Annotated in this window: 19 protein-coding genes; 12 read left to right on the top strand and 7 right to left on the bottom strand. The window is 70.7% G+C overall.

Going from position 1 to position 18,803, the window contains the following annotated elements; all coding sequences use genetic code 11:
- Positions 1-18: 18 nt before the first annotated feature.
- The 9 genes from panC (at position 19) to ACIP8W_RS17835 (ending at position 7,343) form a co-directional block, all read left to right on the top strand.
- The gene (panC, locus tag ACIP8W_RS17875; RefSeq protein ID WP_402203622.1) at positions 19-1,077 is read left to right on the top strand and encodes a pantoate--beta-alanine ligase; all 1,059 of its coding nucleotides are present in this window, start codon (positions 19-21) and stop codon (positions 1,075-1,077) included.
- A complete protein-coding gene (locus tag ACIP8W_RS17870; protein WP_401956763.1) occupies positions 1,074-2,861 on the top strand; it encodes an L-aspartate oxidase in 1,788 nt (595 codons plus the stop codon). The genes panC and ACIP8W_RS17870 overlap by 4 nt, the downstream gene beginning before the upstream one ends.
- Positions 2,862-2,899: 38 nt before the next feature.
- On the top strand, positions 2,900-3,919 hold the full coding sequence (nadC, locus tag ACIP8W_RS17865) for a carboxylating nicotinate-nucleotide diphosphorylase (protein WP_401956829.1): 1,020 nt from the start codon (positions 2,900-2,902) through the stop codon (positions 3,917-3,919).
- On the top strand, positions 3,919-4,716 hold the full coding sequence (locus ACIP8W_RS17860; protein ID WP_401956765.1) for a type III pantothenate kinase: 798 nt from the start codon (positions 3,919-3,921) through the stop codon (positions 4,714-4,716). The genes nadC and ACIP8W_RS17860 overlap by 1 nt, the downstream gene beginning before the upstream one ends.
- A 138-nt stretch (positions 4,717-4,854) precedes the next feature.
- Entirely contained in the window at positions 4,855-5,454 is a 600-nt protein-coding gene (locus tag ACIP8W_RS17855; protein ID WP_401956830.1) for a hypothetical protein, read from the top strand.
- Between the two features lie 14 nt (positions 5,455-5,468).
- Entirely contained in the window at positions 5,469-5,657 is a 189-nt protein-coding gene (locus ACIP8W_RS17850) for a hypothetical protein (protein WP_401956767.1), read from the top strand.
- Between the two features lie 173 nt (positions 5,658-5,830).
- A complete protein-coding gene (locus ACIP8W_RS17845; protein ID WP_401956768.1) occupies positions 5,831-6,313 on the top strand; it encodes a BlaI/MecI/CopY family transcriptional regulator in 483 nt (160 codons plus the stop codon).
- Between the two features lie 9 nt (positions 6,314-6,322).
- Positions 6,323-6,862 (top strand): amino-acid N-acetyltransferase, encoded by a 540-nt coding sequence (locus ACIP8W_RS17840; RefSeq protein WP_401956770.1) that lies wholly within the window; start codon positions 6,323-6,325, stop codon positions 6,860-6,862.
- Positions 6,863-7,007: 145 nt separating this feature from the next.
- Complete coding sequence (locus tag ACIP8W_RS17835) at positions 7,008-7,343, top strand: Lsr2 family protein (RefSeq protein ID WP_401956771.1); 336 nt, start codon at positions 7,008-7,010, stop codon at positions 7,341-7,343.
- Here ACIP8W_RS17835 and ACIP8W_RS17830 read toward each other — a convergent pair.
- Entirely contained in the window at positions 7,322-7,912 is a 591-nt protein-coding gene (locus tag ACIP8W_RS17830; RefSeq protein WP_401956772.1) for an SCO3374 family protein, read from the bottom strand. The two genes, ACIP8W_RS17835 and ACIP8W_RS17830, sit on opposite strands and share 22 nt — an antisense overlap.
- A 435-nt stretch (positions 7,913-8,347) precedes the next feature.
- On the opposite strand from ACIP8W_RS17830, the gene ACIP8W_RS17825 reads away from it, so the two are divergent.
- Positions 8,348-10,870 carry an ATP-dependent Clp protease ATP-binding subunit gene (locus tag ACIP8W_RS17825; protein WP_401956775.1) on the top strand — a complete coding sequence of 841 codons (2,523 nt, stop codon included), beginning with the start codon at positions 8,348-8,350 and terminating at the stop codon, positions 10,868-10,870.
- Between the two features lie 484 nt (positions 10,871-11,354).
- Positions 11,355-11,981, top strand: a complete 627-nt coding sequence (locus tag ACIP8W_RS17820) for a M23 family metallopeptidase (RefSeq protein WP_401956777.1) — start codon at positions 11,355-11,357, stop codon at positions 11,979-11,981.
- On the opposite strand, the gene ACIP8W_RS17815 is transcribed toward ACIP8W_RS17820, so the two are convergent.
- Complete coding sequence (locus tag ACIP8W_RS17815) at positions 11,971-12,549, bottom strand: TetR/AcrR family transcriptional regulator (protein ID WP_401956780.1); 579 nt, start codon at positions 12,547-12,549, stop codon at positions 11,971-11,973. The genes ACIP8W_RS17820 and ACIP8W_RS17815 overlap by 11 nt on opposite strands.
- Before the next feature lie 131 nt (positions 12,550-12,680).
- Here ACIP8W_RS17815 and ACIP8W_RS17810 point away from each other — a divergent pair, with 131 nt between their 5' ends.
- Positions 12,681-14,285: an MDR family MFS transporter gene (locus ACIP8W_RS17810; RefSeq protein WP_402203618.1), complete on the top strand. Its 1,605-nt coding sequence runs from the start codon at positions 12,681-12,683 to the stop codon at positions 14,283-14,285.
- Between the two features lie 109 nt (positions 14,286-14,394).
- Here ACIP8W_RS17810 and cseC read toward each other — a convergent pair whose 3' ends face one another.
- The 5 genes from cseC to ACIP8W_RS17785 form a co-directional block, all read right to left on the bottom strand.
- On the bottom strand, positions 14,395-15,699 hold the full coding sequence (gene cseC, locus ACIP8W_RS17805; RefSeq protein WP_401956785.1) for a two-component system sensor histidine kinase CseC: 1,305 nt from the start codon (positions 15,697-15,699) through the stop codon (positions 14,395-14,397).
- Positions 15,696-16,400 (bottom strand): two-component system response regulator CseB, encoded by a 705-nt coding sequence (gene cseB, locus ACIP8W_RS17800; RefSeq protein WP_401956787.1) that lies wholly within the window; start codon positions 16,398-16,400, stop codon positions 15,696-15,698. The genes cseC and cseB overlap by 4 nt, the downstream gene beginning before the upstream one ends.
- A gap of 10 nt (positions 16,401-16,410) precedes the next feature.
- On the bottom strand, positions 16,411-17,082 hold the full coding sequence (locus ACIP8W_RS17795; protein WP_402148441.1) for a hypothetical protein: 672 nt from the start codon (positions 17,080-17,082) through the stop codon (positions 16,411-16,413).
- On the bottom strand, positions 17,070-17,684 hold the full coding sequence (locus tag ACIP8W_RS17790; protein WP_401956791.1) for a SigE family RNA polymerase sigma factor: 615 nt from the start codon (positions 17,682-17,684) through the stop codon (positions 17,070-17,072). Before ACIP8W_RS17790 ends, ACIP8W_RS17795 begins: the two co-directional genes overlap by 13 nt.
- Before the next feature lie 188 nt (positions 17,685-17,872).
- A complete protein-coding gene (locus ACIP8W_RS17785; protein ID WP_401956793.1) occupies positions 17,873-18,802 on the bottom strand; it encodes an A/G-specific adenine glycosylase in 930 nt (309 codons plus the stop codon).
- Between the last annotated feature and the right edge of the window lies 1 nt (position 18,803).

Here is an 18,803-nt window from a genome sequence, read left to right as displayed (position 1 = left end):
TCGCGGAAGGACCGTCCGATGAGCTGTGAACTTGTCTCCACGCGTGTGGACCTCGCCCGTCTCCTGGACCGGCGCGCCGCCCCCGGCCGTACCGCCGTGGTGCTCACCATGGGCGCGCTCCACGCGGGCCACGCGACGCTCGTACGGGCGGCGCGCGCCCACGCGGGACCGGCGGGCCTCGTCGTACTGACCGTCTTCGTCAACCCGCTCCAGTTCGGCGCGGGCGAGGATCTCGACCGCTATCCGCGCACCCTCGAAGCCGATCTGCGGACGGCGGCGGAGGCCGGCGCCGACGTGGTGTTCGCGCCGTCCGCCGAGGAGATGTACCCGGACGGCGCGCCCCAGGTGACCATCACCGCCGGGCCCATGGGGGAGCGCCTCGAAGGCGCCTCGCGCCCCGGCCACTTCGACGGCATGCTCACGGTCGTCGCCAAGCTGCTGCGGCTCACCCGCGCCGACACCACGTTCTTCGGCCGCAAGGACGCCCAGCAGCTCGCGCTGGTCCGCCGGATGGCCCGTGATCTGAACCTCCCGGTCGAGATCGTCGGCGTGGAGACCGTACGGGAGGACGACGGCCTCGCCCTCTCCAGCCGTAACCGCTATCTGTCCCCGGCCGAGCGCGGGACCGCGCTCGCCCTCTCCCGGGCCCTGTTCGCCGCCCGGGACCGGCTCGGCGCCCAGCACGCGCTGCGCGCCCGCGCCGCGTCCGCCCCCGCGCCCGGGGGCGCGCGTGCCGCCGGGCTCTCCGCCCTCGGCGAGGCCCGGCTGGCGGCCGACGCCCACGCGGTCGCGGTGGCGTCTCCCACGGAGGCCGGCCCCGCCGCCGCGGGAGACACCGCCCCGTCCTCCGGCTCCTGCGGAGCGGATGCCGTACGCGCCGCCGCCCGCGCCGTCCTCGACGACGCGACGCGCGCCGAGCCCCCGCTGACCCTCGACTATCTGGCCCTGGTCGACCCCGCGGACTTCGCCGAGGTCCCCGACGGTCACACCGGCGAGGCGGTCCTCGCCGTCGCCGCCCGGGTCGGCACCACCCGGCTGATCGACAACATCACCCTGGCCTTCGGAGCCCCGCGATGACCGGAACAGCGGCCGGAGCGGCGACCGGACCCGGAGTACGGCTGTCCGCCCCGGCGCCTGGCTGGGCCCTCGACGCCGATGTCGTCGTGGTCGGCTCCGGCGTCGCGGGCCTCACCGCCGCCCTGCGCTGCACCGCCGCCGGGCTGCGTACCGTCGTCGTCACCAAGGCGCGCCTCGACGACGGCTCCACGCGCTGGGCCCAGGGCGGCATCGCCGCCGCGCTCGGCGAGGGCGACACCCCCGAACAGCACCTCGCCGACACCCTGGTCGCCGGGGCCGGGCTCTGCGACGAGGAGGCGGTCCGCACCCTGGTCACCGAGGGGCCCGCCGCCGTGCACCGGCTGATCGGCACCGGTGCCCACTTCGACACCTCCGCCACCGGAGAGCTCCAGCTCACCCGGGAGGGCGGCCACCACCGCCGCCGCATAGCCCACGCGGGCGGGGACGCGACCGGCGCCGAGATCTCCCGCGCCCTGGTCGGGGCCGTCCGCGCCGCCGCGCTGCACACCGTGGAGAACGCGCTGGTCCTGGACCTGCTGACGGACGGGAACGGCCAGGTCTCGGGGGTCACCCTCCATGTGATGGGCGAGGGCCGGCACGACGGCGTCGGCGCGGTCCGCGCCCCCGCGGTCGTCCTGGCGACCGGCGGCATGGGCCAGGTCTTCTCCGCGACGACCAACCCGGCGGTCTCCACGGGCGACGGGGTGGCGCTGGCGCTGCGCGCGGGCGCGGAGGTCTCCGACCTGGAGTTCGTACAGTTCCACCCGACGGTGCTCTTCCTGGGCGCCGGGGCCGAGGGCCAGCAGCCGCTGGTCTCCGAGGCGGTACGCGGCGAGGGCGCCCACCTCGTCGACGCGGCCGGCGTCCGGTTCATGCTCGGCCAGCACGAGCTGGCCGAGCTGGCGCCGCGCGACATCGTCGCCAAGGCGATCATGCGCAGGATGCGGGAACAGGGCGCCGAGCACATGTACCTGGACGCCAGGCACTTCGGCGCCGAGATGTGGGCGACCCGCTTCCCGACGATCCTGGCCGCCTGCCGCGCCCACGGCATCGACCCGGTCACCGAGCCCGTCCCGGTCGCCCCCGCCGCCCACTACGCCTCCGGCGGCATCGTGACGGACCTGCGCGGCCGTACGACCGTGCCGGGGCTGTACGCGTGCGGGGAGGCCGCCTGCACGGGCGTCCACGGTGCCAACCGGCTGGCGTCCAACTCGCTCCTGGAAGGGCTGGTCTTCGCCGAGCGCATCGCCGCCGACATCGAGGCGGGCCCGCGCCGCGAGCCCGCCGCCGGGCCCGCCGCCGTACCGGTCGAGCCCGCGGGCACCGTCCATCTGCCGCTCATCGCCCCCGAGGCACGCGCCGGGATCCAGCGGATCATGTCCCAGGGCGCGGGCGTCCTGCGGTCGGCGCGCAGTCTTGAGGAAGCGGGCCGGGCGCTGGCGGAGGTCGAGCTGACCGCCGAGGGCGACCAGGAGCCGGCGGACCGCAGGACCGGCGACCCCAAGGCAGCCGTGCCCGGCGTCGACTCCTGGGAGACCACCAACCTCCTGTGCGTGGCCCGTGTCCTGGTCGCCGCCGCACTGGAGCGCGAGGAGACCCGCGGCTGCCACTGGCGCGAGGACAGCCCCGAGCGCGACGACACCGGCTGGCGCCGCCATCTCGTCGTCCGGCTGGTGCCCGGCCACGGGCTCACCCTCCGCCGTACCGACACGGCGTCCTTCCCGCCCGCGACCCCCGTACCCGCCTCCGTACACCCACTCGCCGACGCCCCCAGGGAGCCGTAACCGTGAGCACGCACCAAGACAGTCCGCGCCCCGAGTCCATGGACCTACCGCTCGTCCGGACCGAGTCCGCGGGCGGCTGCGGCGACGGCTGCGGCTGCTCCGGCGGTGACGGGGACGGACCCGACCTCGACGGCCTGGAGTGCGGACTCGACCCCGCCCTCGCCCAGCTCCTCGCCGACGCCGGCCTCGACCCCGTCCTCGTCGAGGACATCGCCCATGTCGCCGTCGAGGAGGACCTCGACGGCGGGGTGGACATCACCTCCGTCGCGACCGTCCCCGAGGACGCCGTCGCCACCGGTGACTTCACCGCGCGCGAGGGCGGCACCGTCGCCGGGCTGCACATCGCCGAGGCCGTGCTGTCCCTCGTCTGTACGGAGGAGTTCGAGGTCGAGCGCCATGTGCTGGACGGCGACCGCGTCGAGGCGGGCCAGAGGCTGCTGAGCGTCACCACCCGCACCCGCGACCTGCTCACCGCCGAGCGCGGCGCGCTCAACCTCCTGTGCCGGCTGTCCGGCATCGCCACCGCCACGCGCGCGTGGGCCGACGCGCTCGAAGGCACCGGCGCCAAGGTCCGCGACACCAGGAAGACCACACCGGGGCTGCGCGCCCTGGAGAAGTACGCGGTGCGCTGCGGGGGCGGCGTCAACCACCGGATGTCGCTCTCCGACGCGGCCCTCGTCAAGGACAACCACGTCGTCGCCGCGGGCGGGGTGGCCCAGGCGTTCAAGGCGGTACGGGACCAGTTCCCCGACGTACCGGTCGAGGTCGAGGTCGACACCCTGGACCAGGTCCGCGAGGTCATCGACGCGGGCGCCGATCTGATCCTGCTGGACAACTTCACCCCGGAGCGGACCGCGGAGGCCGTCGCCCTCGTCGCGGGCCGCGCCGTCCTGGAGTCCTCGGGCCGGCTCACCCTCGCCACCGCGCGCGCGTACGCCGAGACGGGCGTGGACTACCTCGCGGTCGGCGCGCTCACGCACTCGTCCCCGATCCTGGACATCGGCCTCGACCTGCGCGAGGCCGACGGTACGGACGAGACGGGCGGGGCGGCCGCCTGATGCTGCTCACCATCGACGTCGGCAACACCCACACCGTCCTCGGCCTGTTCGACGGCGAGGAGATCGTCGAGCACTGGCGCATCTCCACCGACGCCCGCCGTACCGCCGACGAACTCGCCGTACTCCTCCAGGGCCTGATGGGGATGCACCCGCTGCTCGGCGACGAGCTGGGCGACGGCATCGAGGGCATCGCCATCTGCTCGACGGTCCCCTCCGTCCTGCACGAACTGCGCGAGGTGACACGCCGGTACTACGGCGACGTCCCCGCCGTCCTCGTGGAGCCCGGCATCAAGACCGGCGTACCGATCCTCATGGACAACCCCAAGGAGGTCGGCGCCGACCGCATCATCAACGCCGTCGCGGCGGTCGAGCTGTACGGCGGCCCGGCGATCGTCGTCGACTTCGGTACGGCGACCACCTTCGACGCGGTCAGCGCGCGCGGCGAGTACACGGGCGGGGTGATCGCCCCCGGCATCGAGATCTCGGTCGAGGCGCTCGGCGTCAAGGGTGCCCAGCTCCGCAAGATCGAGCTGGCCAGACCGCGCAGCGTCATCGGCAAGAACACCGTGGAGGCCATGCAGTCCGGCATCCTGTACGGCTTCGCGGGCCAGGTCGACGGCGTCGTGGCCCGGATGGCCCGCGAGCTGTCCGGCGACCCCGAGGAGGTCACCGTGATCGCGACGGGCGGCCTCGCGCCCATGGTCCTCGGCGAGGCGTCCGTGATCGACGAGCACGAGCCCTGGCTGACGCTGATCGGGCTGCGCCTCGTGTACGAGCGCAACGTGTCCCGTATGTGACGGGCGCCCCGGCACGGTCCGGCGGCCGTCACCCGTTCGGCCGCCGGACCGCGCCAGCGCGGTGGCATTAAAGCGGATTTTGTCCCTTTGGCGCGTACTGTCGGCCCCATGCCCACGCCATACGGATCCCGCGGCGGCATGGCCTTCGGCACCGACGAGCTGTGTGTGCTCCGACGTGCCCTCGCCGTTGCCCTCCACCCCGCCCCGCTCCCGGACGACGACATCCGGGCCTGTCTGCGGCTGGCCGAGTCCGTGGACGAGGCGGTGCGCGAGGCCGGGCGGCTGAGGGCCTTCCTGGTGGCCGACCTCGCCAGGTACCGCGAAGCCCTTCCGGGCTCGCTCACGGGCTATCTGGAGCTGCTCCAGGATGCCCTGGCCGCCGGTTACCTCCCCCGTCCCGACGACCTCGCCGCGCTGCGCGCCCTGCGCGGCGACCCGGCCGCCGCCGTCCTGCTCGACCGCTGCGACCGGCTCACCGAGGCGGCGGTACGCTCCCGCCTCGCCGGCCGTACGTCCGCGGGCGCCGTCCCGACCGCGCCCGCGCCCCGCACCCGGCTCCTCGCGCTCCCCGGCGGCCGCGCCGCCGACGAACCCCCGCGCCCCAAGGAGCCCGTCCAGCCCAAGGAACCCGCCGCCCCGCGCCCCGCCCCGGAGCGCCCGGCGGCGCCCAAGCCGTCCGAGGTCTTTCCGCCGCGCAGGAAGCCCGCGCCCCCGCCGGAGCGGCTCGCGGCCGGATAGCTACTCTGGACGCCATGGACTACGTATCCGCGCTCCTCCCGCCCGTGGTGATGGCGACCTTCTTCAGCCTTCTGGTCAGGACGATCGTCAAGAGCCAGGGCGGGCCCAACAAGTCCAAGGAGGACGCGGCCGTCGACGCGGCGTTCGAGCGCGCGGCGGAGAACGAGCGCCGCAACGCCACCCCGGACGCCCGCGGAGTCTGAACGCGGATCCGGGCCGCGCCCCGGGCGTGGGCCCCGGGGCGCTCCGGGGGCGGGTGCCGAACACCCTCCATGGCCTGAACGTATGACCAGGACGTACGACTTCCCTCCCGTCGTACGTCCTTTTTGTCACGTCAATAGACTGTGAAACGGGCATTTCGCACTATGGTTGCGCTGTGCCCCGTCAATTGGGAGACCTGGAAGACGCCGTCATGACACGCGTCTGGCAATGGAACCGGCCGGTAACCGTCAGGGAAGTCCTCGAAGACCTTCAGAAGGAACGGTCCATCGCCTACACCACCGTCATGACCGTAATGGACAATCTCCATCAGAAGGGCTGGGTGCGGAGGGAAGTCGACGGCCGCGCCTATCGATATACAGCGGTCTCCACCCGAGCCGCCTACGCCGCGGCCCTGATGAACGAAGCCTGGTCGAAGAGCGACAACCCGGCCTCCGCGCTTGTCGCCTTCTTCGGCATGATGTCGCCCGAGCAGCGCACGGCACTTGAGGACGCCGTCCGTATGGTCCAGGGAGACCGGCCGGAAGACGGCGGGCCGGAAGAGGCCGGTACGGAAGACACGCGTACAGAAGTACGGGCCGAAGGGCCGGCCGAAGTGCCGGACGAGGGCGCCGACGATGGGCCCGGGGCAGGGCGATAGCGTCCAGTCATGCCCACAGCGCTTCCCGTTCCCAATGCCGAAGCAAATGCCCTCACCGTCCGACGGGCCAGGACCAGGGATGTGCCGGCGGTCCGCCGTCTTGTGGACCCATACGTCGGTGAAGGCATCCTGCTCGACAAAGCGCCGGTGACGCTTTACGAGGACATCCAGGAGTTCTGGGTGGCGGAACGCGACGAAGACGCCACGGTCATCGGCTGCGGCGCCTTGCACGTGATGTGGGAAGACCTCGCGGAAGTCCGCACACTCGCCGTAGATCCCACGGTCAGGGGCAGTGGGGCGGGCCATCTCCTTCTGGACAAGCTGCTGGAGACCGCCCGCTGGCTGGGAGTGCGCCGCGTATTCTGTCTCACCTTCGAAGTGGAGTTCTTCGCGAAGCACGGCTTCGTGGAGATCGGTGAGACACCGGTCGACCGAGATGTCTACAGAGAGCTGCTGCGTTCCTATGACGAGGGCGTTGCCGAGTTCCTCGGTCTCGAACGGGTGAAGCCGAACACCTTGGGCAACAGCCGGATGCTTCTGCACCTGTGATCGCCCGACTACCGGCGTAGCCCTATGTCCGAATCGCGCACGTTTCCCGTCCTGTTGCGCCGCTGAACCTCTGCCGGGGGTTTGTGTTTTCCTGAGAAAAGCGGTTTCCTTTCCGCGTACTGCATTTTCGATGAAAGGAAATCCGGTGGCACAGAAGGTTCAGGTCCTTCTTGTCGATGACCTCGACGGTGGCGAGGCGGACGAGACAGTCACGTTCGCTCTGGATGGCAAGACCTACGAGATCGACCTCACTACCGCCAATGCGGAGAAGCTCCGGGGTCTGCTCGACGCGTACACCAAGGGCGGCCGGCGTACCGGTGGCCGTGGTGCGGGCACCCGCGGCAAGGGCCGTGTCGCGGCCGGCGGCAACAAGGACACCGCGGAAATCCGCAAGTGGGCGAAGGAGAACGGCTACAGCGTCAACGACCGCGGCCGTGTTCCCGCCGAGATCCGTGAAGCCTACGAGAAGGCCAACGGCTGAGTATTCGCACGAAACGTATTTCCACGCCGCAACCGGGCCCGGTGGCACTCAGTCGCCGCCGCGTCCACGAGTCGCACGAGACCGGGGGCATCCCCACCGCTGCCCCCGTCGCCGCCACCGCCGTGTCCGAACGGTACGAGCGTCGGCAGCGACTCCCTCTCGCGTCCGGGCCCGGGGGGCCGCAGCCACACAGCGGCCCCCCGCGCGGCTCCACGCGGCCATCGCGGGGGCACCGGCGCCGTCATCCGGCCACCGGCGCCGAGCGCGGTCAGCCCCAGGGCGATCCCGCCCCACTCCAGCCAGTCGAGCAGCCCCGGCAGCTCGTCCGCGCTTCCCACGGCCACCAGCAGCCGCATCCGGTCCCCGTGGAGCGCCACAGGCCCCGTCGGGCCGATCCGCCGCAGCAGTGCCTCCCCCGCGTCGGCGGGCAGCTCCAGTACGTCGAAGCGCACCCCGGTCAGCAGTCGCACCGGGGACCCCGGCGCCGTGGCCCAGCCGAGCTCGTTCTCGTACCACCGCGCGAGACCGCCTTCGAGCGGCGTGCGGGGCGGCGGGACAGTGAGGGCCATGACCGGAGCAACTCCCGAACCACGCACGGAGTTACGCTGTGTCCGCGATCAGTCGCACAAAGCGGACCTTCCGGTGGTTGTGCGGGCCCGGCCCCGAGCGCAAGGGTGTTCGCCCTTAGCGGAGTGCCGAGGGGTGCGCCGCATGGAGTGTCCGTGGCTACGGGTAGGACATTACCTAGTGGGAGACGGGCGACACGCGGTTTCGGACGTCTCGCGTTCGCCATCGGCGTACTGATGGTGAGGGTATCTACTTGGTCTGCGGGAACATCGTCTCGGACCATCGGGTTGGAGCTGGTGTCCGGCGTTCGGGGCTGAGAGCCTGGGACAGGTGTCAGCAGTTGGAATGAGCGGTCCCCGCTTGCGGGACTAAGCTGCGGAAGGACAGGGAGGGGACCGACCCCTTTACTGCCTGACCGCTCTGAGGAGCGATTAACGATGTTCGAGAGGTTCACCGACCGCGCGCGGCGGGTTGTCGTCCTGGCTCAGGAAGAAGCCCGGATGCTCAACCACAACTACATCGGCACCGAGCACATCCTCCTGGGCCTTATCCACGAGGGTGAGGGTGTCGCCGCTAAGGCCCTGGAGAGCCTCGGGATTTCGCTCGAGGCGGTCCGCCAGCAGGTGGAGGAGATCATCGGCCAGGGGCAGCAGGCCCCGTCCGGTCACATTCCCTTCACCCCTCGTGCCAAGAAGGTCCTGGAGCTGTCGCTCCGCGAGGCCCTTCAGCTGGGCCACAACTACATCGGCACCGAGCACATCCTGCTCGGCCTGATCCGCGAGGGCGAGGGCGTCGCCGCCCAGGTCCTCGTGAAGCTGGGCGCCGATCTCAACCGGGTGCGGCAGCAGGTCATCCAGCTGCTCTCCGGTTACCAGAACAAGGAGGCGGCCACCGCCGGCGGCCCCGCCGAGGGCACGCCCTCCACCTCCCTGGTCCTCGACCAGTTCGGCCGGAACCTCACCCAGGCCGCCCGTGAGTCCAAGCTCGACCCGGTCATCGGGCGCGAGAAGGAGATCGAGCGGGTCATGCAGGTGCTGTCCCGCCGTACGAAGAACAACCCGGTCCTCATCGGCGAGCCCGGCGTCGGCAAGACGGCGGTCGTCGAGGGACTGGCGCAGGCCATCGTCAAGGGCGAGGTGCCCGAGACCCTCAAGGACAAGCACCTCTACACCCTCGACCTCGGCGCGCTCGTCGCGGGCTCCCGCTACCGCGGTGACTTCGAGGAGCGGCTGAAGAAGGTCCTGAAGGAGATCCGCACCCGCGGCGACATCATCCTGTTCATCGACGAGCTGCACACCCTGGTGGGTGCCGGCGCCGCCGAGGGCGCGATCGACGCCGCCAGCATCCTCAAGCCGATGCTGGCCCGCGGAGAGCTCCAGACCATCGGTGCCACCACGCTCGACGAGTACCGCAAGCACCTGGAGAAGGACGCCGCGCTGGAGCGCCGCTTCCAGCCGATCCAGGTCGCGGAGCCGTCGCTGCCGCACACGATCGAGATCCTCAAGGGTCTGCGCGACCGTTACGAGGCGCACCACCGCGTGTCCATCACGGACTCCGCGCTGGTCGCCGCCGCGACGCTGGCCGACCGCTACATCTCGGACCGCTTCCTGCCGGACAAGGCGATCGACCTGATCGACGAGGCCGGTTCCCGGATGCGCATCCGCCGGATGACCGCGCCGCCGGACCTCCGCGAGTTCGACGAGAAGATCGCGGGCGTCCGCCGCGACAAGGAGTCGGCCATCGACTCCCAGGACTTCGAGAAGGCAGCCTCCCTCCGCGACAAGGAGAAGCAGCTGCTGGCCGCGAAGACCAAGCGCGAGAAGGAGTGGAAGGCCGGCGACATGGACGTCGTCGCCGAGGTGGACGAGGAGCTGATCGCCGAGGTCCTGGCGACGGCCACGGGCATCCCGGTCTTCAAGCTCACCGAGGAGGAGTCCTCGCGGCTGCTCCGCATGGAGGACGAGCTCCACAAGCGCGTCATCGGCCAGAAGGACGCCATCAAGGCGCTCTCGCAGGCCATCCGCCGTACGCGAGCGGGTCTGAAGGACCCCAAGCGCCCCGGTGGCTCCTTCATCTTCGCCGGTCCGTCCGGTGTCGGTAAGACCGAGCTGTCCAAGACGCTCGCCGAATTCCTCTTCGGTGACGAGGACGCGCTGATCGCTCTCGACATGTCGGAGTTCAGCGAGAAGCACACGGTTTCCCGTCTCTTCGGTTCTCCCCCCGGATACGTGGGGTACGAAGAGGGCGGCCAGCTCACCGAGAAGGTGCGCAGGAAGCCGTTCTCCGTCGTTCTCTTCGACGAGGTCGAGAAGGCCCACCCCGACATCTTCAATTCCCTTCTCCAGATCCTGGAGGACGGTCGCCTGACCGACTCCCAGGGCCGGGTCGTGGACTTCAAGAACACGGTCATCATCATGACGACCAACCTCGGGACCCGGGACATCTCCAAGGGGTTCAACCTGGGCTTCGCCGCCCAGGGCGACACCAAGACCAATTACGACCGGATGAAGAACAAGGTCAACGAAGAGCTGAAGCAGCACTTCCGTCCCGAGTTCCTCAACCGTGTCGACGACACGGTCGTCTTCCACCAGCTCACGGAGGAAGACATCATCCAGATCGTCGACCTCATGGTCGACAAGGTGGACGAGCGGCTGAAGGACCGGGACATGGGCCTTGAGCTGAGCCCGGCCGCCAAGTCGCTCCTCGCCAAGAAGGGGTACGACCCGGTCCTGGGCGCCCGGCCGCTGCGCCGGACGATCCAGCGCGAGATCGAGGACGTCCTCTCCGAGAAGATCCTCTTCGGCGAGCTGCGCCCCGGTCACATCGTGGTCGTGGACGCCGAGGGCGAGGGCGAGGCGAGGAAGTTCGTCTTCCGCGGCGAGGAGAAGTCTCCTCTCCCCGACGTCCCTCCGATCGAGCAGGCCGCCGGTGGCGGCCCGAACCTGACGAAGGACGCGTGACGGCCCGCCCGCACCAGGGCTGAGCGCCATGCTGTACGGCTGAAGGGGCTGCCCCGGACCGTTTCGACGGTCCGGGGCAGCCCCTTTTCCGCTTTTCCGCGTCGGCCCTTCCGGTCGCCCTTCCGCCGCCCTTTTCCCGTATCGCGGCCTTTTCCCTGCCGTACCCGCCCGTTTTTATCGGGGTCCGGGCCGCCGGGACGTTGGTCCCGAAACGGACAGGCTTTCTGCCCGGTGGCCGTGACAAGGCGCACAGGCTTTTCCGGGCCTACTAATGGAAATAGTGCGGGCGCCGGCTGTCCGGCGGGTCTTTTCGGGGCGCTCATGGCAGGACGGGGCACGCGGTCAAGGGCCGGAAGAACGGGGCGACGACTACGACGCGATGTCGTAGATGGGCCGTTTTGGGTTGGGGTGGGGTCCGGGTTACCAAGGTGAGGCAGCCCGGCGCACCAGTGCCGGGTCCTTTTACGCCCGGAGGTTTTCCCGTATGTCGCAGCGTGAGCTGTTCCGTCTTCCCCGCCCGTCCGCCCTGCGTACCCGTGCCGGAGTTCTGGCCGCCGGACTCGGTGTGTCGGTGGCGTGCGGAGCCGGAGCCGCCTTCGCCGCGGCCGGCGGTGGCGACACGGCAGCCCCCCGGACCACGACGGTCGTCGCCGCCGCGGAGCAGGCGCGGACCGCGACCGTCAAGAAGGCCGCCACCTGGACCGGCCCGGTCAAGAAGTACACGCTGAGCGCGAGCTACGGCCTCGGCGGCACCAGGTGGTCGAGCAAGCACTCCGGCCAGGACTTCGCGGTGCCGATCGGCACGCCGGTCCGCTCGGCCTACAACGGCACCGTGGTCAAGGCCGGCCCGAACGGCGGCGGCGACGGTCCCGCGTACGGCAACGCGATCGTCGTCAAGCACCGCAACGGTACGTACTCGCAGTACGCGCACCTGTCGAAGATCAAGGTCAACATCGGCCAGAAGGTCAGGGCGGGCCAGCAGATAGCGCTCTCCGGCAACACCGGGAACTCCAGCGGCCCGCACCTGCACTTCGAGATCCGTACGACCCCGCACTACGGTTCGGCGATCAACCCGGTCGGCTTCCTGCGCTCGGTGGGCGTCAAGGTGTGACCCGGTGAGCCTCGCTCACCAGTTCGGTGGAGACCTCCAGGATGGCCGCGCGCTTCTCCTCGGGGTCTCCTTCGACATCCGAGAGGGCGAGCATCCCCGCGTGCATGGTGACGATCGCGCTCATGCAGCGGACCCGGTTGACCATGGTCGCGTCCGGCACCTGGATCAGATCGAGCAGATGCAGCATGCGGTCCTTGAAGGAGGCGCCGATGCGCAGATCGCGTACGGTCGCCTGGTTCTCCTGCATGAAGCGGAAGAGCGGCGCGGCGTCCGACAGCGTCTGGCTGTAGCGGCGCAGGATCTCCTGCTTGGTCTCCAGGGTGCGTGGCTGGGTCCTGCCCCAGGCGATCAGCTCGTCGATCGGCCGCGTCAGATCCTCGAAGATCGAGCCGAGGATGTCCTCCTTGGTCTTGAAGTGGTAGTAGAGCGCCGCCTTGGTGACCTCCAGCCGCTCCGCGATCTCCCGCAGTGAGGTCTTCTCGTACCCCTGTACGGCGAACAGCTCCAGCGCGACGTCCTGGATGCGCTGGCGAGTGTTGCCCCGCCGGGGATGCCGGCTGCTGCCCATGTGCTCTCCCGAGAATTAACTTACTTGACGCCCGGCAAGTGAAGGTCTACCTTGCCCCACTGTAGCCAACTTGCCGGTTGGCAAGTAAGTGTGCGCCGGGGACAGCGCCAGGGATCAGGGGAGTGGGAACGATGGGTCCAACCGAGGAACAGACGGAGAAGGGCGCGGTGGCCACGGAGCCGGCCAAGGCCGAGCCGCAGCCGCGCAGCGTGCGCGTGGTGCTGCTCGCGCTGATGATCGCGATGCTGCTGGCCATGCTGGACAACATGATCGTCGGCACCGCGATGCCGACGATCGTCGGTGAGCTGGGGGGCCTCGCGCATCTGTCCTGGGTGGTCACCGCGTACACCCTGGCGACCGCCGCCTCGACACCGATCTGGGGCAAGCTCGGCGACCTCTACGGGCGCAAAAATATCTTCCTCACCTCGATCGTGATCTTCCTGATCGGCTCCGCGCTCAGTGGCATGGCCCAGGACATGAGCCAGCTGATCGGCTTCCGCGCCATCCAGGGGCTGGGCGCGGGCGGGCTGATGGTCGGCGTCATGGCGATCATCGGCGACCTCATACCGCCCCGCGAGCGCGGCAAGTACCAGGGCATGATGGCCGGTGTCATGGCGCTCGCCATGATCGGCGGACCGCTCGTCGGCGGCACCATCACCGACCACCTCGGCTGGCGCTGGAGCTTCTACATCAACCTGCCGCTCGGCGTGGTGGCGCTGGCGATGATCACGGCCGTACTGCATCTGCCCGTCAAGGAGCGGTCGAAGGCCAGGGTCGACTATCTCGGGGCCGCGCTGCTGACCATCGGCATCACCGAGATAGTGCTGCTCACCACCTGGGGCGGTACGGAGTACGCCTGGGACTCCGGGGTGATCATGACGCTGGGCATCACGGGCGTCTCCGTGCTCCTCGCCTTCATCGCCGTGGAGCGGAAGACGGCGGAGCCGATCATGCCGCTGCACATCTTCCGCAACCGCAACTTCTCGCTGATGTCGGCGATCGGGTTCCTGACCGGCTTCGTGATGTTCGGCGCGGTGCTCTTCCTGCCGCTCTACCAGCAGTCCGTCCAGGGTGCCTCCGCCACCAACTCCGGGCTGCTGCTCCTGCCGATGCTCCTGTCGATGATGCTCGTCTCGCTGATCGCGGGCCGGATCACCACCAGCAGCGGCAAGTACAAGATCTTCCCGATCGTGGGCGGCGGGCTGATGGTCCTCGGCCTCTTCCTGCTCGCGCAGATGGACACCTCCACCACCCGGCTGACCTCCGGCCTCTACATGGCGGTGCTCGGCGCGGGCCTGGGTTTCCTGATGCAGATCACGATGCTGGTCGCGCAGAACAGCGTCGAGATGAAGGACATGGGCGTCGGCTCGTCCACCACCACCCTCTTCCGTACGCTCGGCGGCTCCTTCGGCGCCGCGATCATGGGCGCGCTGTTCACCAACCGGGTGCAGGACGACATGGCGGCCCACCTGGGCACGGGCGCCGGAGCGGCCGCGCAGACCGCGCAGCTGGACGCGGCGAGCCTGGCCAAGCTGCCCGAGGCGATACGCGAGGCGTACCAGCAGGCGGTCTCGTCCGGTACGCACGAGGCATTCACCCTGGGCGCGGTGATCGCCGTGGTCGGCTTCGCCGCCGCCTTCTTCATCAAGGAGGTCCCGCTGCGCGGCGCGGGTCCGCAGCCCGGGGAAACGCCCGCGACGGACGACGCCAGGGTCCCGCAGACGGCCACGTCCTAGATGTATTGATCACGACACGTGTCCACAACACTCGTGACCAATACACCCAGCGCCGTGACCCGGCAGTGTCGGCCCCGGGCCAACACTGCCGGGTCACGGCGCTGGGCGGTCAGTCGGGCAGACGCGGGAGCGGGAAGCTGCCCGTGGTCGTCGGGGCGTGCTCCGGGAGCCAGAGGACCGCGATGGCGCCGCCCGTACCGTCCACGCCCGCGGCGCCCGCGTTGCGGAAGGTGAGCCGGGCGCCCAGGACCCGGGCCTGGCCGGCCGCGATGGTCAGGCCCAGGCCGTGGCCGTGGCCCGCGCGGTCGGTGGCTCCGGTACGGAAGCGGCTCGGCCCCTCGCGCAGCAGGGCCTCCGGGAAGCCGGGTCCGTGGTCGCGTACGCGCACGACGCGGCCCTCCACGGTGACCTGGACCGGGGTACCGCCGTGCTTGGCGGCGTTGGCCAGCAGATTGCCCAGGATGCGTTCGAGGCGGCGCGGGTCGGTGTTGACCCAGGACTCGTGCACCACCTGGACCCGGATCCCGGGGTCCAGCGCCGACACCCGCCGCTGGACGAACTCCCCGAGCGCGATCTCCTGGAGCTCCGCGCGCTCCGAGGCGCTGTCGAGCCTGGCCACCTCCAGTACGTCCTCGACCAGGGTCCGCATGGCCTGCGCCCGGTCCCGTACCAGCTCGGTGGGGCGGCCGGGGGGCAGCAGCTCGGCGGCCGTGAGCAGCCCGGTGACGGGGGTGCGCAGCTCGTGGGCGATATCGGCGGTGACCCGGCGCTCCGCCTCGATCCGCTCGTTCAGCGCGTCCGTCAGCGCGTCCACGGCGCGGGCCAGCTCGTCGGTCTCGTCGCGTACGACGCCGCCGATGGCCTCCCCGACCCGTACCTCGGTGTTGCCCTGCGCGACCCGGCCCGCCGCGGCGGCGGCCTTGCGCAGCCGCCGGGAGAGCTGGCCGCCGATCAGCACGCCGAGGGCGCAGCCGCCGAAGACCACCGAGACCGAGCCGATGATCAGGGACCGGTCCAGATCCTGCATGATCGTCGCGCTGCGGTCGGCGAACTTGCTGTGCAGGGAGAGCACGGCGCCGTCGTTCATCGGGACGGCCGCCCAGACGTCCGGAACCCCGCTGCCGGTCTCCTGGACGTAGGTGGCGCGCCGCCCCTGCTTCATCTTGTGCCGCAGGCCGTGGGGGAGCAGCGGGTCGTTGACCTTCGTGCCGAACTTCGGTTCCTTGGTGGTGTCGTACATCCGCTGCGCGAACAGCAGCCGCTCCAACTGCACCTCGCGGGCGTTGTCGAGCATGGAGACCCGGGCGGAGTTGTGCACCACGAGGCTCAGGGCTATCGCCACCAGCGCGCCCACCGCCGCGATGGCGATGCTGATCTTCCAACGGACGCCGGTGCGCAGGGCGAGTCGCTTCATGCCTTGAGCTTGTAGCCGAAGCCGCGGACCGTGTCGATCCTGTCCTGCCCGATCTTGGTGCGCAGCCGCTGCACATGGACGTCCACGACCCGGGTGTCGCCGCCCCAGCCGTAGTCCCAGACCCGTTCCAGCAGCTTGTCGCGGGAGAGTACGGTCCCGGGCGCGGCCGAGAACTCCAGCAGCAGTCGCATCTCGGTGGGGGTCAGCGCCACCGGCGTACCCGATCTGCGTACCTCCATGCCCTCCGTGTCGATCTCCAGATCGCCGAAGGCCAGCACCCCGCGCTCGGCGGGATCCCCGGCGCCGTCGGGGTCGGCCACCGGCCGGCCCGCGTGGCCGAAGCGGCGCAGCACGGCCCGGATCCTGGCGACCAGCACCGCGCCGTCGAAGGGCTTGGTCACGTAGTCGTCGGCGCCGGCCTCCAGGCCGAGCACCACATCGATCGAGTCCGCGCGCGCGGACAGCATGATCACGGGGACGGTCGACTCGTCGCGGATGCGCCGGCACAGGCTGACACCGTCCAGCCCCGGCACCATCACATCGAGCAGCGCGATGTCCGGCCGGTGGGCGCGGAACGCCTCCAGACCGGACAGCCCGTCCGGCATGGCGGTGACCACGAAGCCGTCACGCTCCAGCGCCAGCTGGGTGGCTTCGCGGATGACGTCGTCGTCCTCGACGAACAGGACGTGGGTCTCGGCCATCCAACGGCCCTCAGTTCTTGTCCGTGGCGGTGGGCGCGGGGGCGGGAGTGCCACCGTCGTTCACCGCTCTGCTGTAGTCGTTGCGTACCCGGTAGCGCTCGCTGAACTTGTTGTCGGCCCATTTGTACGTGACGACGTCCTCGCCCGAGGGGAAGGGCAGCGGGTCGCCCTTCGCGTACACCTGTTGGGTGACGACCAGCTCGCCGCGGTCGATCGTCGCGTAGACCGCGGGCTGCTCGGTCGCGAAGACGTTCTGGTACGTGTTGTTCTTCTCGCGGTAGACGAACGTACCGATGCCCACGGAATCGCCGCAGGTCAGCACGTTGATCACCACATCGGGCGCGCTACCGCCGGTCAGATTGCCGTACGAGGTGTCCACCGGGTAGACGTCCACCGAGCACGGCTTGAGGTCGGCCTTGATCCGCCTGCTGACCTTCGGGTCGTCCCGTAGCAGCGTCACCGCGTCGACGCTGCCGGCGGGCGTCGGCGCGGAGGCCCCGGGGGCGGGTGCGCCGCGGTCGACCGGGGTGGTCACGGCCGCTCCCTCGTCCCGCGTTCCCGTACCGCCGGTGGAACAGCCGGCCGCGGTGAGCAGGCCGAGGGCGGCGAGCCCGGCCATGACCGCGCTTCCCGCCGTGAACGATCCGCCCCCCGAACGGTCGGGGCCTGTCAGGCCGCGCACCTCTGCCGCTCCCGTTCCCCACCACCGCCGGGGCGGTGGTGACTACGAAGTTCTGCCAGCGTCCGGCTACCGGGCGCGCCGGTCTCCGGGGACTCCGGAGAGCCGTTCCGCAGCTCCCTGCTCTCCAACTCCTGGCGGAGCCGGGCCAGTGCCCGGTGCAGGGTGCTCTTCACCGTACCCGTAGACATCCCGAGCGCCGCGGCCGTCTCCTCCGTGCTCATCTGCTCCCAGTGTCGCAGGACCACCACACTGCGCTGCTTGGGCGCCAGCACCCCGAGGATGTCCATCAGCAGCGCCCGGTCGGCGCGCTGCTCGCTGCCGTCCTCGACGCTCGCGTCCGGCAGTTGCTCGGTGGGGACCTCTTCGAGCTTGCGCGCCCGCCACCACTCCGTACGGGTGTTGATCATGACCCGGCGCAGATAGGCGTCGGCGAGCGACTTGTCGGCGATGCCGTCCCAGCGGCCGTACGTACGCGCCAGCGCGGTCTGGAGCAGGTCCTGCGCGTCCACCGGATCGGGCACGAGACGGCGGGCGCTGCGCAGCAGGGCCTCCTGCCGGGTACGCACGTACTCCTCGAATCCGAGCACCTCACCCTGTGCCATGCCAACCGCCTCCGACCCCGTGGACTTCCCGCCATTCGCTGACAACACGAAGCTACGGAGCGGTTGTCACAGGGCTGTGCGGGCCAGCCGTCGGCGAATGCACGGCTGGCCATCGGTTGTGTAACAGCTCTGGGCAACACCCCATAAAGCGGTGATGATATGTCGATATGCCCGGAGTGAAGTTCCCGTCAACTCTGCGGCAGCCGGTACAGACCGTTCTCCAGCGGCTCCACCAGCCCGTCGGCGACCAGCCCGTCCAGCGCCCGCGCCCGCTGCACCGGTTCGTCCCACACCCGGTCCAGGGCCCGCTGTTCCACCGGGCCGACCGCCTCGCGCAGCACGGCGAGCAGCTTCCCGCGCACCTGGCGGTCGGTGCCCGCGTACGTCTGACCGCGCCGGGCCGGGCCCTCGTGCGGCGGCTTCCCGGCCAGCCGCCAGGCGCACCGGGCGGCGATCGGGCAGCGCGCGCAGCTCTCGTTCTTCGCCGTGCAGACCAGGGCGCCCAGCTCCATGGAGGAGGCGGCCCAGCGCGCGGCCGTCGCCTCGTCCGGGGGCAGCAGGGCGCGGGCGAGCCTGCGCTCGGCGGCGGTGGTCGCGTTCGGCGGGTACTGCACGCCCGTCACGGCGCGCGCGAAGACCCGGCGCACATTCGTGTCGAGTACGGCATGGCGCTGCCCGTACGCGAAGGAGGCCACGGCGGCGGCCGTGTACTCGCCGATCCCGGGGAGGGAGAGCAACTGCGCGTGCTCGCGGGGTACGTCACCGCCGTGCCGCTCCGTTATCGCCTGCGCGGCCCCGTGCAGCCGCAGCGCGCGGCGCGGATAGCCGAGCCGTCCCCAGGCGCGGACGGCCTCGCCCGGGGCCTCGGCGGCGAGATCGGCGGGGCGCGGCCAGCGGGCGAGCCACTGTTCGTACACCGGCAGCACCCGGGCGACCGGTGTCTGCTGGAGCATGAACTCGCTGACCATCACCCCCCAGGCGCCCGCCTCGGGGCGGCGCCAGGGCAGATCGCGCGCGTTCGTCTCGAACCACGCGATGACAGGGGTGTGGAGGACGGCCGGTTCGACGGGGGCCGTCGGAGGGGCGGTCGGGGCGGGGTGCGCGGAGGTAGCAGTCATG

Source organism: Streptomyces sp. NPDC088554 (assembly GCF_044752945.1).
In the GTDB taxonomy this organism is placed as follows: Bacteria; Actinomycetota; Actinomycetes; order Streptomycetales; family Streptomycetaceae; genus Streptomyces.
Note: the sequence above shows the minus strand (reverse complement) of the source record. Positions and strands in the feature narration are given on the sequence as shown.

What these genes read in the sequence shown, in the direction of transcription:
- panC (WP_402203622.1), top strand. Translation starts at nt 19, where the DNA reads ATGAGCTGTGAACTTGTCTCCACGCGTGTGGACCTCGCCCGTCTCCTG.
- ACIP8W_RS17870 (WP_401956763.1), top strand. Translation starts at nt 1,074, where the DNA reads ATGACCGGAACAGCGGCCGGAGCGGCGACCGGACCCGGAGTACGGCTG.
- nadC (WP_401956829.1), top strand. Translation starts at nt 2,900, where the DNA reads ATGGACCTACCGCTCGTCCGGACCGAGTCCGCGGGCGGCTGCGGCGAC.
- ACIP8W_RS17860 (WP_401956765.1), top strand. Translation starts at nt 3,919, where the DNA reads ATGCTGCTCACCATCGACGTCGGCAACACCCACACCGTCCTCGGCCTG.
- ACIP8W_RS17855 (WP_401956830.1), top strand. Translation starts at nt 4,855, where the DNA reads ATGGCCTTCGGCACCGACGAGCTGTGTGTGCTCCGACGTGCCCTCGCC.
- ACIP8W_RS17850 (WP_401956767.1), top strand. Translation starts at nt 5,469, where the DNA reads ATGGACTACGTATCCGCGCTCCTCCCGCCCGTGGTGATGGCGACCTTC.
- ACIP8W_RS17840 (WP_401956770.1), top strand. Translation starts at nt 6,323, where the DNA reads ATGCCCACAGCGCTTCCCGTTCCCAATGCCGAAGCAAATGCCCTCACC.
- ACIP8W_RS17830 (WP_401956772.1), bottom strand. Translation starts at nt 7,912, where the DNA reads ATGGCCCTCACTGTCCCGCCGCCCCGCACGCCGCTCGAAGGCGGTCTC.
- ACIP8W_RS17825 (WP_401956775.1), top strand. Translation starts at nt 8,348, where the DNA reads ATGTTCGAGAGGTTCACCGACCGCGCGCGGCGGGTTGTCGTCCTGGCT.
- ACIP8W_RS17820 (WP_401956777.1), top strand. Translation starts at nt 11,355, where the DNA reads ATGTCGCAGCGTGAGCTGTTCCGTCTTCCCCGCCCGTCCGCCCTGCGT.
- ACIP8W_RS17815 (WP_401956780.1), bottom strand. Translation starts at nt 12,549, where the DNA reads ATGGGCAGCAGCCGGCATCCCCGGCGGGGCAACACTCGCCAGCGCATC.
- ACIP8W_RS17810 (WP_402203618.1), top strand. Translation starts at nt 12,681, where the DNA reads ATGGGTCCAACCGAGGAACAGACGGAGAAGGGCGCGGTGGCCACGGAG.
- cseC (WP_401956785.1), bottom strand. Translation starts at nt 15,699, where the DNA reads ATGAAGCGACTCGCCCTGCGCACCGGCGTCCGTTGGAAGATCAGCATC.
- cseB (WP_401956787.1), bottom strand. Translation starts at nt 16,400, where the DNA reads ATGGCCGAGACCCACGTCCTGTTCGTCGAGGACGACGACGTCATCCGC.
- ACIP8W_RS17790 (WP_401956791.1), bottom strand. Translation starts at nt 17,684, where the DNA reads ATGGCACAGGGTGAGGTGCTCGGATTCGAGGAGTACGTGCGTACCCGG.
- ACIP8W_RS17785 (WP_401956793.1), bottom strand. Translation starts at nt 18,802, where the DNA reads ATGACTGCTACCTCCGCGCACCCCGCCCCGACCGCCCCTCCGACGGCC.